This window comes from Streptomyces malachitofuscus, from assembly GCF_055571035.1.
Genome location: NZ_JBVIGA010000023.1, coordinates 66,407 through 79,572, shown reverse-complemented (window position 1 = coordinate 79,572; position 13,166 = coordinate 66,407). Strand labels below are relative to the sequence as shown.

Here is a 13,166-nt window from a genome sequence, read left to right as displayed (position 1 = left end):
CCGCTTTCACGGAGGGGGTACATGGTGGAGCGCGTCTCGCACAGGGGCCGTTGGAGAACCGCCGCCGTCTTGGTCGCCGCGCTGCTCGGCAGCACGGTACTGGTCGCACCGGCCCACGCGGCCGGGGAGACCGTACCCGCCGACTTCAACGGCGACGGCTATCGGGACGCCGTACTGCGCGTCCCGGCGGCCACGGTCGGCGGGAAGGAAGGCGCCGGGGCGGTGATCGTCCTGTACGGCTCGGCCTCCGGGCTCTCCGCCGCGTCCCGGGCGTTCATCACCCAGGACTCACCCGGTGTCCCCGGCGCCCCCGAGCGCGGCGACGCCTTCGGGTCCTCCACCGCCTCCGCCGACCTCGACCGCGACGGCTATGCCGACCTGATCGTCGGCGCGCCCTACGAGGATCTTCCCGAGGGTGTGGACAAGGGCCTGGTGAGCATCCTGTGGGGCAGCGGCTCCGGCCTGCGGACGGGACGGGCGCTGCCCAGCCCGGACTGGATCGACCGGTACGGCCGTGACGTGGCCGCCTCGGGCAAGGAGTCGTCTGCGAACAGCCTGCTCACGGTCGGCGGCTGGAACTACAGCCTGACCTACCCGGGCCCGTTCTCCCGCTCGGCGGAGCCCGCCGCGTACATGGGCATGGGCATGTGGCTGGGGTCGCTGGCCACCGGCGATCACAACGGCGACGGCCGCGCCGATCACGTCGCGTTCTCCGGGCGCGTCGGCCCCTCCGGCGGCATGGTTTTCGTCGATCCCGACGACAGCACGAGCGACGCCCTCACCGAGGGTGACGGCCTCGTCGGCGCCATCGGCGACGTCAACGGCGACGGGTACGGCGATCTCGTCACCGGCGACCCCGACGAACCCGAGCGACGGGGGGTCGACGGGGAACTGGGGGGCCGGGTGCTGATCTGGTACGGCTCCGCGCAGGGCATCGGTACCCATGACGAGCCGGTCGTGATCTCCCAGGACAGCCCGGGGGTTCCCGGCGCCGGCGAGAAGGACGACCGTTTCGGCGCCTCCGTCACGGTCTCGGACCTGGACGGCGACGGCGTCGGGGACATCGTGGTGGGCTCGCCCGGTGAGGCCCTGGGCTCCGTCGCGGGCGCGGGGATGATCACGGTCGTCCCCGGCGCCCGCAGCGGAACCCCGGGCGCGGGGTCGGTCACGCGCCACCAGGAGACGACCGGTGTCCCGGGAGGCAGCGAGCCCGGCGACAACTTCGGTACCACCGTCTCCGCGGGCGACGTGAACGACGACGGGCACCCGGAGCTGATCGTCTCCGGGAAGGGGGAGAACGACTCGGCCGGTGCCGCCTGGGTGCTGCCCGGTGGGACGAACGGGCCCACCGGGACCGGCAGCAAGATGTTCACCACGTCCCAGTTCGGCCTGCCGGCCTCCGGCCACCAGCTGCTCGGCGGTGACGACCTGCCGCTGCTCTGACCGCGCGCACCATGCACGGCGGCCCGGACCCCCTGAGGGGCCCGGGCCTCTTCGCGTGTCCGGCTACTTCGGCTGCGGCTTGCGCACCGAGAGGTGGAGTTCCTTCAGGCGGGCCTCGTCCAGTTCGGTCGGGGCGCCCATCATCAGGTCCTGGGCGTTGCCGTTGAGCGGGAAGGCGATGGTCTCGCGGATGTTGGGCTCGTCGGCGAGGAGCATGACGATCCGGTCGACACCAGGCGCGATGCCGCCGTGCGGCGGGGCGCCGAAGCGGAACGCGCGGAGCATGCCGGCGAACTTCTCCTCGACCGTCTCGCGCTCGTAGCCCGCGATCTCGAAGGCCTTGAGCATGATCTCCGGCTCGTGGTTCCGGATCGCGCCGGAGGACAGCTCGACACCGTTGCAGACGATGTCGTACTGCCAGCCGAGGATGTCCAGCGGGTCCTGGGTCTCCAGGGCCTCCAGGCCGCCCTGCGGCATCGAGAAGGGGTTGTGCGAGAAGTCGATCGCGCCGGTCTCCTCGTCCTTCTCGTACATCGGGAAGTCGACGACCCAGCAGAAGCGGAAGACGTTCTCCTCGAAGTGACCGGCCCGCTTGGCGGCCTCGACCCGCACCGCGCCCATGATCTTGGAGACCTCGTCGAACTCGCCCGCGCCGAAGAACACCGCGTGGCCGGGGGCCAGCGAGAGCCGCTTGGTGAGCTCCGCGACGTTCTCCTCGGTGAGGAACTTCGCGATCGGGCCGCTCAGCGAGCCGTCCTCACCGACACGCACCCACGCCAGGCCCTTGGCGCCCTGCGAGACCGCGTAGTCACCGAGCTGGTCGAAGAACTTGCGCGGCTGGCCGGAGACGTCCGGAACCGGCAGGGCCCGCACATGCTTGCCGGCGAAGGCCTTGAACTCCGAGCCCTCGAAGATGTCGGTGATGTCGACGAGCTCCAGCAGGGCGCGCAGGTCCGGCTTGTCGGAGCCGTACTTCAGCATCGCCTCCCGGAACGGGATGCGCGGGAACGGCGACGTCACATGGCGGCCGTTGCCGAACTCCTCGAACAGCTCGGTCATCAGCTGCTCGATGGGCTGGAAGACGTCCTCCTGCTCGACGAAGCTCATCTCGACGTCGAGCTGGTAGAACTCGCCCGGCGAGCGGTCCGCGCGGGCGTCCTCGTCGCGGAAGCAGGGCGCGATCTGGAAGTAGCGGTCGAAGCCGGAGATCATCAGCAGCTGCTTGAACTGCTGCGGCGCCTGCGGCAGCGCGTAGAACTTCCCGGGGTTCAGACGGGACGGGACCACGAAGTCACGGGCGCCCTCGGGAGAGGTGGCGCTCAGGATCGGCGTCGCCATCTCGTTGAAGCCCAGCGCCGTCATCTTCTGGCGGATCGCCGAGATGACCGACGTGCGCAGCAGGATGTTGCGGTGCATGCGCTCGCGGCGCAGGTCCAGGAAGCGGTACTCCAGACGCCGCTCCTCGTTGACGCCGTCCTCGGCGTTGATGGTGAAGGGGAGCGGGGCGGCCGCGCCGAGCACCTCGACGGTGCCGACCTCGACCTCGACCTCACCGGTCGGCAGCTCGGGGTTGATGTTCTCCGTGCCGCGGGAGACGACCTTGCCGTCGACGCGGACCACGGTCTCCTTGGACAGCTTGTCCAGCGCCTCGTACGCCTCGGTGCCGGGACGCGCCACGAGCTGCGTGATGCCGTAGTGATCGCGCAGGTCGATGAAGAGGATGCCGCCCAGGTCGCGCCGATTGTGCAGCCAGCCACTCAGCCGGACGTCGGTGCCGACGTCAGAGGCGCGGAGCTCGCCGCAGGTGTGGGACCTGTACCGATGCATCGTCGTTCATCCAGCCTTCGCGGATCGGGGTCTTTGTTTCACGTGAAACTCCCCCAAGCCTACCGGCCGACCCGGGGCCGCTTATCCGCCCTTACCCGTCGGGCGGGCTCCGGCCTTCGGTGGAACTTTTCGACACCCTCTTCATAAAGTGGTGCAATGCGCACTGGTGAGCCCCTGCCCGCCCTGGGGGACGTCCTCGCCGCCCTCGACACCGGACTGTGGCACTGGGACACCGCCGCCGGGCTGGTCACGGTCGACACCGTGGCAGCGCGGCTGCTGGGGCTGCCCTCCCGGCAGGCCACCCTCACCGAAGCGCAGGTCCGGGCCCGGCTGCACCCCGTCGACTGGAACGAGATCAAGGGAGTGGTCCAGCTCGCCGTCGCCGAGGGCACCCTCGCCGAGGTACGCATCCGGATCATGGACGACCAGCAGCGGGTCGTCCGGATCGTGCGCAGCCGCTCCAAGCCCTCCTACGACCGCACCCGCAAGGGATACGTCCTGACCGGCTCCCTCCAGGAGGTCACCGATCCGATGCCGGGCACGCCCGCCGGGCGCAGGGCGGTCACCGGCGACTGGCGGCGCTCACGGGAGGCGTTCCTGCTGGACGCGGGACGCGCGCTGGCGGAGGCACGGTCGACCGAGGAAGTGCTGCGGGTCGCGGCCAACCTGTCGATGCCCGGTTTCTCACCGGACGGACTGGCCGTGTTCGGCGTGGAGGGTGACCGGCTCACGATCATCGGCCACCACGGGCACGAGCCCGGCGCCGACAACCCGTTCACCTACATGCCGCTGGACACGGACTACCCGGCCGCCGAGGTGGTGCGCACGGGCCGCGCGGTCTATCTCTCCTCCCCGGAGGAGTACAAGAGCCGCTACCCCCTCACCTGGCCGCTCGCCCAGCGCTTCGGCCGCCAGTCCTGGGCGTTCCTGCCGCTGACCGCGTCCGGCCGCACGATGGGAGCCTGGCTGGCGGCCTTCGCCTACCCGGTCGCGTTCACCCCGGACGAGCGTTCGGTGCTGACCACGGTGGCCCGGATGCTGGCCCAGGCACTGACCCGCGCCGGCACGGCCGAGAGCGAGCGGGCGCTGACCGACGGCCTGCAGCGCTCGATGATGCCGAAGCTCGGCCAGGGCATCCCGGGCATGAGCGTCGCCGCCCGGTACGTCCCCACCGGCGGGGGCCTCCAGGTCGGCGGCGACTGGTACGACGTCATCCCGCTGCCGAGCGGGCGGTTCGCGATGGTCATCGGCGACGTCCAGGGCCACGACGTACGGGCCGCCGGGCTGATGGGCCAGCTGCGGATAGCCCTGCGGGCGTACGCCTCGGAAGGCCACCGGCCCGACGCCGTGCTCGCCCGCGCCTCCCGCTTCCTGCACGGCATCGGCGAGGCGGACCCCGAACTGCGCTTCGCGACCTGTCTGTACGCCGAGGTCGACCCGGTGAGCGGCGTGCTGGAGATCGCCCGCGCCGGGCACCCGGACCCGGTGATCCGCATGGCCGACGCGACGGTGCTGACCCGGCCGACGGCGGGCGGGCTGCCGCTCGGCATCGACCCGGACGCCGACTACCCCATCACGCGGATCGTGCTGGAGTCCGGCGAGACCATGATGATCTGCACGGACGGGCTGATCGAGACCGGCGGCCACGACCTGGACACCGGCTGGCGACGGCTGCGCACCATCCTCGAGGAGCACAAGGGGAACCAGGAGGAGCTGGCCGACGCCCTGGTCCAGGCGGTGCACGGCCCCTCCTCGCACCACACCACCGGCCCGCTGGCCGACCGGCGCGAGGACGACATCGCCGTCCTGCTGCTGTCGCGGCAGGGCGAGGGCTGCGGCTGCGGCGCGGAATCGGACACGGTACGGCCGGCCGTGCGCCGCACGATGCTGACCGTGGCCCAGGCCGAGCCCGAGCGGGTCGCCGTGGCCCGGCACCAGCTGCGCGAACTGCTGCACGACTGGTCCTCGACGGACCAGGTGGACTCGGCGGTGCTCCTCCTGTCGGAGATGCTCACCAACGTCCTCGTGCACACCGACGCCGACGCCCTGCTGCTCGCCGAGGTCACCGACGGGGGAGACGGCCGCCGGATCCGCGTCGAGGTCACCGACGCGGGCGACGACCTGCCGCACCTGCGCCGGCCGGGCGAGCTGGCCTCCTCCGGCCGGGGCCTGGTCCTGGTCGAGCTCCTCGCTCACACCTGGGGCGTCGACCCGCGCGGCGAGGGCAAGAGCATCTGGTTCGAGCTGTACGAGAAGGACGGCGCGCGAACCGGCTGAGCGAACGGGACGGCCGCCGGCGGACGTCGTGGTCTCCGCCGGCGGCCGGTTCCGTGAGGGGCTCAGGCGCCGTCGTCGCCGGTTCCGGGTCCGGCCTCGGTCATGCCGTGCACGGCCGGGATCGTGCCGAGGCGGCCCTTCTGGAAGTCCTCGAAGGCCTGCATCAGCTCGTCCTTGGTGTTCATCACGAACGGGCCGTAGTGGGCCATGGGCTCACGGATGGGCTGCCCCCCGAGGAGGACGACCTCCAGGTCCGGCGTGTGCGCGTCCTGCTTCTCGTCCGCGCGGACGGTCAGCGAGGAGCCGGCGCCGAAGACCGCCGTCTGGCCCAGGTGGATCGGACGGCGCTCGGTGCCGACCGACCCGCGCCCGGCCATGACGTACGCCAGGCCGTTGAAGTCCTCCCGCCAGGGCAGGGTGACCTCGGCGCCCGGTGCGAGCGTCGCGTGGATCATCGTGATCGGCGTGTGCGTGATGCCGGGGCCCTCGTGGCCGTCCAGCTCACCGGCGATGACCCGCAGCAGCGCGCCGCCGTCGGGGGAGGTGAGCAGCTGGACGCTGCCGCTGCGAATGTCCTGGTAGCGCGGCGCCATCATCTTGTCCTTGGCGGGGAGGTTCACCCACAGCTGGAGACCGTGGAAGAGACCGCCGGACACGACCAGGTGCTCCGGCGGCGCCTCGATGTGCAGCAGACCGGCGCCCGCCGTCATCCACTGGGTGTCGCCGTTGGTGATGGTGCCGCCGCCGCCGTTGGAGTCCTGGTGGTCGAAGACCCCGTCGATGATGTAGGTGACGGTCTCGAAGCCGCGGTGGGGGTGCCAGGGGGTGCCTTTGGGCTCCCCGGGCGCGTACTCCACCTCACCCATCTGGTCCATCATGATGAACGGGTCGAGATGGCGGTAGTTGATGCCGGCGAACGCCCGGCGCACCGGGAAGCCCTCGCCCTCGAATCCGCTCGGCGCGGTCGTGACGGCGAGCACGGGACGTGCCACGGCATCGGCGGTCGCGGTCACTCGGGGCAGCGTCAACGGGTTCTCGACGGTCACTGCAGGCATGTCGGTACCTCCTCGGGTACACCCACTTTAGTTGAGCATTGAACTTCCTGCCACCCGGAACGGAGAAAGCCCGGAGGGAATTCCCTCCGGGCTCTGGACGGGCGCGAACCTGCGGCTTCAGCCGTCTGCGCGGCAATGGCCTCAGCCGTACATCCGGCGCATGGCGAACTCGACCATCTGCTCCACGGCCTTGGCGTCGAACACCATCCGGTGCTCGCCCTCCATGTCGAGCACGAAGCCGTAGCCGGTGGGCAGCAGGTCGATCACCTCGGCGCCGGTGATGACGAAGTACTTGGACTCCTTGCCCGCGTACCGCCGCAGCTCCTTGAGCGAGGTGAACATCGGGATCACCGGCTGCTGGGTGTTGTGCAGGGCGAGGAATCCGGGGTTGTCACCGCGCGGGCAGTAGACCTTGGAGGTGGCGAAGACCTGCTGGAAGTCCTCCGCCGCCATCTGGCCGGTGGTGAACGCGCGCACGGCATCGGCGAGCGAGGGTGCGGACGGCTCGGGATACAGCGGCGCCTGCTGCCCGTACCCGCCCGGCATCTGCTGCTGCGGCGGGACGTAACCCTGTTGCGTCCCCGCGCTCTGGTCGTAGCCGTACATGCCGCACAGACTACTGACCCGCCGGGAGGGCTGGGTCACAGATGTCCGGATCGGGGTTGCTTCTTATTACCGACGGGTAGCATCATCGTAGCTACTTGTTGGTACGTGAACTAGGTGCGAGGAGTCAGTGCCTCGCCGATCTCTCTAACGGAGCCGTCGCCATGGGGCACTACAAGTCGAATCTCCGCGACATCGAGTTCAACCTCTTCGAAGTACTCGGGCGCGACAAGCTGTACGGCACGGGCCCGTTCGAGGAGATGGACGCCGAGACCGCGAAGAGCATCCTCGACGAACTGACCCGGCTCGCGGAGAACGAGCTGGCCGAGTCCTTCACCGACGCCGACCGCAACCCCCCGGTCTTCGACCCGGAGACCAGCACCGCGCCGGTTCCGGCGTCCTTCAAGAAGAGCTTCCAGGCCTTCATGGACTCCGAGTACTGGCGTCTCGGCCTGCCCGAGGCCATCGGCGGCACCACCGCCCCGCCCTCGCTGATCTGGGCGTACGCCGAGCTGATCCTGGGCGCCAACCCGGCCGTGTGGATGTACTCCTCCGGTCCGGCCTTCGCCGGAATCCTCTACGACGAGGGCAACGAGGTCCAGAAGAAGATCGCGCAGATCGCCGTCGAGAGGCAGTGGGGCTCCACCATGGTCCTCACCGAGCCGGACGCCGGCTCGGACGTGGGCGCCGGCCGCACCAAGGCCGTGCAGCAGGAGGACGGCTCCTGGCACATCGAGGGCGTGAAGCGGTTCATCACGTCCGGTGAGCACGACATGACGGAGAACATCTTCCACTACGTGCTGGCCCGCCCCGAGGGCGCCGGCCCCGGCACCAAGGGCCTGTCCCTCTTCCTCGTCCCGAAGTACCTCTTCGACTTCGAGACCGGCGAGCTGGGCGAGCGCAACGGCGTCTACGCCACCAACGTCGAGCACAAGATGGGCCTGAAGGCCTCCAACACCTGCGAGATGACCTTCGGCGACCGCCACCCCGCCAAGGGCTGGCTGATCGGCGACAAGCACGACGGCATCCGCCAGATGTTCCGCATCATCGAGTTCGCCCGCATGATGGTCGGCACGAAGGCGATCTCCACCCTCTCCACCGGCTACCTGAACGCGCTGGAGTACGCCAAGGAGCGCGTCCAGGGCCCGGACCTGGCCAACTTCATGGACAAGTCCGCGCCCAAGGTCACCATCACCCACCACCCCGACGTGCGCCGTTCGCTGATGACGCAGAAGGCGTACGCGGAGGGCATGCGCGCCCTCGTCCTCTACACCGCGTCCGTCCAGGACACCATCGCGGTGAAGGAGGCGGCGGGCGAGGACGTGTCGGCCGAGCACGCGCTCAACGACCTGCTGCTGCCCATCGTCAAGGGCTACGGCTCCGAGAAGGGCTACGAGCAGCTCGCCCAGTCGCTGCAGACCTTCGGCGGCTCCGGCTTCCTGCAGGAGTACCCGATCGAGCAGTACATCCGGGACTCCAAGATCGACACCCTGTACGAGGGCACCACCGCGATCCAGGGCCAGGACTTCTTCTTCCGGAAGATCGTCCGCAACCAGGGCGCGGCCCTCAACTCGCTCGCCGAGGACATCAAGAAGTTCCTGGCGCTCGGCGAGGGCGGCGAGGAGCTGGCGGGCGCCCGCGAGCACCTGGCCAAGGCGGCGGTCGAGCTGGAGGCCATCGTCGGCCTGATGCTCACCGACCTGGCGGCCACCGAGCAGGACGTCAAGAACATCTACAAGGTGGGCCTGAACACCACCCGCCTGCTGATGGCCTCCGGCGACGTGATCGTCGGCTACCTGCTCCTCAAGGGCGCCGCGGTCGCCGCCGACAAGCTGGCGACGGCCACCGCCAAGGACCAGGCCTTCTACACCGGCAAGATCGCCGCGGCCCGGTTCTTCGCGGCCAACGTCCTCCCGGGCGTCACCCTGGCCCGCAAGGTCGCCGAGGGCGTCGAACTGGACCTGATGGAACTGGACGAGGCGGCGTTCTGACCCTTTCGGGGCCTCACGGTACGTCATCGGTACAGAACCCCACGAGACCCGTCCGGACCCGACGAGGGCCCGCTCCCGCACAGGGAAGCGGGCCCTCGCCCTCGTTAAGGTGAACCCCATGAGCGAACCCCCCCGCTTCGATCGCGGCCACACCGACGACCTCATGTCCTTCCTGGCAGCCAGCCCCACGCCGTACCACGCCGTGGCGAACGCCGCCGAGCGGCTGGAGAAGGCGGGCTTCCGGCAGGTCGCGGAGACGGACGCCTGGGACGGCTCGTCGGGCGGCAAGTACGTGCTGCGCGGCGGCGCGATCATCGCCTGGTACGTCCCCGAGGGCGCGCCCGCGCACACCCCCTTCCGGATCGTCGGCGCCCACACCGACTCCCCCAACCTGCGGGTGAAGCCCCGGCCCGACAGCGGTGCGCACGGCTGGCGCCAGGTGGCCGTGGAGATCTACGGCGGTCCGCTGCTCAACTCCTGGCTCGACCGCGATCTGGGCCTGGCCGGCCGGCTGTCCCTGCGCGACGGCTCCACCCGCCTGGTCAACGTCGACCGCCCCCTGCTGCGAGTCCCCCAGCTCGCCATCCACCTGGACCGCTCGGTCAACGCCGACGGCCTCAAGCTCGACAAGCAGCGGCACATGCAGCCGGTCTGGGGCATGGGCGGCGACGTCCGCGACGGCGACCTCATCGCCTTCCTGGAGGAGAGTGCCGGGCTGCCGTCCGGCGAGGTCACCGGCTGGGACCTGATGGTGCACTCCGTCGAACCGCCCGCCTACCTGGGCCGCGACCGCGAGCTGCTGGCGGGTCCGCGCATGGACAACCTGCTGTCCGTGCACGCCGGTACGGCCGCGCTCGCCGCGGCGGCGGGCCGGGGCACGGACCTGTCCCACATCCCCGTCCTCGCCGCCTTCGACCACGAGGAGAACGGCTCCCAGTCCGACACCGGCGCCGACGGCCCGCTGCTCGGCGGCGTCCTGGAGCGTTCGGTGTTCGCGCGCGGCGGCTCCTACGAGGACCGGGCGCGCGCCTTCGCCGGCACCGTCTGCCTGTCCTCCGACACCGGTCACGCCGTCCACCCCAACTACGCCGAGCGGCACGACCCGACCCACCACCCGCGGATCGACGGCGGCCCCATCCTCAAGGTCAACGTCAACAACCGTTACGCCACCGACGGTTCGGGCCGTGCGGTGTTCGCGGCGGCCTGCGAGACGGCGGACGTCCCCTTCCAGTCCTTCGTCTCCAACAACGCGATGCCGTGCGGCACCACCATCGGTCCGATCACCGCGGCCCGGCACGGCATCCGGACCGTCGACATCGGCGTTGCCATCCTGTCGATGCACAGCGCACGCGAACTGTGCGGCGCCAACGACCCGTTCCTGCTGGCGAACGCGCTCGTCGCGTTCCTTGAGGGCTAGTCAGCCGCCGTACGCGGCAAGGGCGCATGGCCGCCGCCCGCCCGGGTACCCGGTGCGCACCGGAAACACCGGACAGGGAGGCGACACTCATGGGCCTCGGCGGATGCATCATCCTCATCGCCGTGGGAGCAATCCTCACGTTCGCGACCGACTGGGACATGCAGGGTGTCAACCTTGACCTGGTCGGCATCATCTTCATGATCGTCGGTCTGATCGGCGTCGCGACCTTCAGCAGCATCGCCCGGCGTCGGCGGGTCGTCGTACCACCCGCCACCCCGGTCGTCGACGACACGACCCGCCCTCACCACCACACCCGCGACGGCTACAGCGACGGGTACGGGGTCTGACCCCGGGGGCGGCCCGGTGCGCACGAGGGCGCGGGAGAGCGGGGCTCTCCCGCGCCCGCTCCGTACGAGCCGGTCCTCAGCGCACGGCCGCCTTGCGCTCGGCCTCCGTCAACGGCGGTCCCTCAAGATGCGCCTTCCGGGGGCCGAGGAGCGTCGGGACGAGCATGTCCGGTGAGAACAGCCGGGTGGCGGGCTTCTCCAGACTCATCACGTCCAGCAGCGCGCCGAGCGCACGCGGATGGCGCGCACCGGTGGCGACGGCCCGGTCCACGTACCGGGCGAGGAGCCGCTCCACGGCGGTGGGCGGTGCGCCGGCGGCGCCCGGGTACAGGGCGTCCTGTCCCACGGCGAGATCCCACGCGGCGGCGACGGGACGTGCCGCGACCCGCTGGAGACGCCGGGCGGTCCCGGGCGCCCGCAGGCCCGTGGAGCGGAGCACGTCCCGGACGGCGACGGCACTCTGCGCGGCCACGGTGATGCCGTGCCCGTACACGGGGTTGTAGCCGGCGACGGCGTCACCGAGTACCAGGAACCCGTCCGGCCAGCGGCGCATCTTCTCGTAGTAGCGGCGCTGGTTGGCGGTACTGCGGGTCGCGGCGACGTCACCCACCGGCTCGGCGTTCGCCAGCAGCTCGCCGATGACGGGGTCACCGAGACCGAGGGCGAAGTCCACGAAGGCGTCCGGATCACCGCTGGGTTCCCCGCCCCGGGTACCGGCCAGCGTGACGATCCAGCGGTCTCCCTCGACGGGCAGAACGATGCCGCCCGTGCCGGGCGCCTTCGCCGGATTGGCCTGGACGTTGACGAGCGGGAAGTCCATCCCCGCGGTGGACCCGGGAGCGCGGAACAGCCGTGTCGCGTAGGCGACTCCGGCGTCGATCTCCCTTTCGGCGACCGCCGGCAGTCCCAGTCGCGTCAGCCACTGCGAGGCGCGGGATCCGCGTCCGGAGGCGTCGACGACGATGTCGGCGGACAGCACGCTCTCCCGCTCACCGGAGCGCACCCGCACGCCGGTCACCCTGGTGGCGTCCCCCGTCGGTCCGAGCGCGGTGGTGCCCTGCCGCAGCGTGATGCGGTCGTCGTCGAGCACGCGGTCGCGCACGACGGCGTCCAGCAGCTCACGGGAGCAGACGAGATTGCGGTGGTGGGTGGACGTGAAGCGACGGAACCAGACCTCGTTGGGGGCGCGCGAGACCATGTCCCCCATGATCCGCACCAGCCGCCCTCCCCTGGCGACGACCTCGCCGACCAGCCCGGGAAGCAGCTGGTCGAAGGCCCGGACCCCGCCGCTCCACACCAGGTGCGCGTGCCGTGCCTGCGGCACACCGCGCCGCGGCCCGGCACCCTCGGGAAACCGGTCCCGCTCGACGACGGTGACATCGGCGCTCTCCGCGAGGGCCGCCGCGGCGAACAGCCCGGCCAGGCTGCCGCCCACGACGAGGGCGGTGGGTCGGTGACGGGTGGTTGTCTCAGGCATGGTTGCTCCCACCGTAGCCGTCTGCCGATCTCCGCAGCCACGCCTTTCCGTGAGCGGCCCCGGCGCCCTCCGTCGGGTCCGGGTGAAGGGGCTCGGCCCGTCGGCCCATTCGCCGGGTTCCGGGGGCGGGGCGGGGGAAGCCCTGACGGCATGAGATTTCTCGTGCGGGACCGGATCCTCGGGATCGGGGACGACTACTGGATCGAGGACGACCGGGGGAACAAGGTCTTCCTCGTCGACGGCAAGGCGATGCGGCTGCGGGACACCTTCGAGCTGAAGGACACCGAGGGCCGGGTGCTGGTCGACATCCGTCAGAAGATGTTCGCCCTGCGGGACACGATGGTGATCGAGCGGGGCGGCGAGCCGCTCGCCACCGTCCGGCGCAAGCGGCTGTCGCTGCTGCGCAACCACTACCGGGTGGCCCTGGCGGACGGCAGCACCGAACTGGACGTCAGCGGCAGGATCGTGGACCGGGAGTTCGCCGTGGAGTACGACGGCGAACTGCTCGCCGTGGTCTCCCGCCGTTGGCTGCACGTCCGGGAGACCTACGGCGTCGACGTCGTACGGGAGGACGCGGACCCCGCGCTGCTGATCGCGGTGGCGGTGTGCGTGATCCACCTGGCGGAGAAGGAGCGGGAGGAGTAGGGCCTGTCCGGCGGTTCACGTCGGAGGAAACCGGCGGTGGTCGGAAGCCCGGCGAGCGAGGACCGGTGTGTCCGGCTGCAAGGC

General features: G+C 70.8%; 10 protein-coding genes. 6 read left to right on the top strand and 4 right to left on the bottom strand.

All coding sequences use genetic code 11. From position 1 onward, the window contains the following. Window positions 1-21: 21 nt before the first annotated feature. The gene (locus ACZ44S_RS29145; RefSeq protein WP_466934100.1) at window positions 22-1,443 is read left to right on the top strand and encodes a VCBS repeat-containing protein; all 1,422 of its coding nucleotides are present in this window, start codon (window positions 22-24) and stop codon (window positions 1,441-1,443) included. A 63-nt stretch (window positions 1,444-1,506) separates the two neighbouring features. Here ACZ44S_RS29145 and aspS read toward each other — a convergent pair whose 3' ends face one another. Continuing rightward, window positions 1,507-3,270 (bottom strand): aspartate--tRNA ligase, encoded by a 1,764-nt coding sequence (gene aspS, locus ACZ44S_RS29140; protein WP_466934098.1) that lies wholly within the window; start codon window positions 3,268-3,270, stop codon window positions 1,507-1,509. 156 nt (window positions 3,271-3,426) lie between these two features. Between aspS and ACZ44S_RS29135 the strand changes: the two genes are divergently transcribed. After that, complete coding sequence (locus tag ACZ44S_RS29135) at window positions 3,427-5,547, top strand: ATP-binding SpoIIE family protein phosphatase (RefSeq protein WP_466934096.1); 2,121 nt, start codon at window positions 3,427-3,429, stop codon at window positions 5,545-5,547. 62 nt (window positions 5,548-5,609) lie between these two features. Here the strand turns inward: ACZ44S_RS29135 and ACZ44S_RS29130 are convergent, their stop codons facing one another. Further along, on the bottom strand, window positions 5,610-6,602 hold the full coding sequence (locus ACZ44S_RS29130) for a pirin family protein (RefSeq protein WP_466934094.1): 993 nt from the start codon (window positions 6,600-6,602) through the stop codon (window positions 5,610-5,612). Between the two features lie 141 nt (window positions 6,603-6,743). Then, a complete protein-coding gene (locus tag ACZ44S_RS29125; protein ID WP_037938163.1) occupies window positions 6,744-7,208 on the bottom strand; it encodes an SseB family protein in 465 nt (154 codons plus the stop codon). A gap of 161 nt (window positions 7,209-7,369) precedes the next feature. Between ACZ44S_RS29125 and ACZ44S_RS29120 the strand changes: the two genes are divergently transcribed. The 3 genes from ACZ44S_RS29120 to ACZ44S_RS29110 all read left to right on the top strand — a co-directional run bounded on the left by ACZ44S_RS29120 (window position 7,370) and on the right by ACZ44S_RS29110 (window position 10,960). Next, the gene (locus ACZ44S_RS29120; RefSeq protein WP_466934092.1) at window positions 7,370-9,196 is read left to right on the top strand and encodes an acyl-CoA dehydrogenase; all 1,827 of its coding nucleotides are present in this window, start codon (window positions 7,370-7,372) and stop codon (window positions 9,194-9,196) included. 118 nt (window positions 9,197-9,314) lie between these two features. Beyond that, the gene (locus ACZ44S_RS29115; RefSeq protein WP_466934090.1) at window positions 9,315-10,613 is read left to right on the top strand and encodes a M18 family aminopeptidase; all 1,299 of its coding nucleotides are present in this window, start codon (window positions 9,315-9,317) and stop codon (window positions 10,611-10,613) included. 89 nt (window positions 10,614-10,702) lie between these two features. Beyond that, window positions 10,703-10,960, top strand: coding sequence for a DUF6458 family protein (locus tag ACZ44S_RS29110; RefSeq protein WP_361026531.1), 258 nt, complete (start codon window positions 10,703-10,705; stop codon window positions 10,958-10,960). A 76-nt stretch (window positions 10,961-11,036) separates the two neighbouring features. Here ACZ44S_RS29110 and ACZ44S_RS29105 read toward each other — a convergent pair whose 3' ends face one another. Next, window positions 11,037-12,437, bottom strand: coding sequence for an NAD(P)/FAD-dependent oxidoreductase (locus ACZ44S_RS29105; protein ID WP_466934088.1), 1,401 nt, complete (start codon window positions 12,435-12,437; stop codon window positions 11,037-11,039). Window positions 12,438-12,587: 150 nt separating this feature from the next. On the opposite strand from ACZ44S_RS29105, the gene ACZ44S_RS29100 reads away from it, so the two are divergent. After that, window positions 12,588-13,082 carry an LURP-one-related/scramblase family protein gene (locus ACZ44S_RS29100; RefSeq protein ID WP_466934086.1) on the top strand — a complete coding sequence of 165 codons (495 nt, stop codon included), beginning with the start codon at window positions 12,588-12,590 and terminating at the stop codon, window positions 13,080-13,082. The last annotated feature ends 84 nt before the right edge of the window (window positions 13,083-13,166 follow it).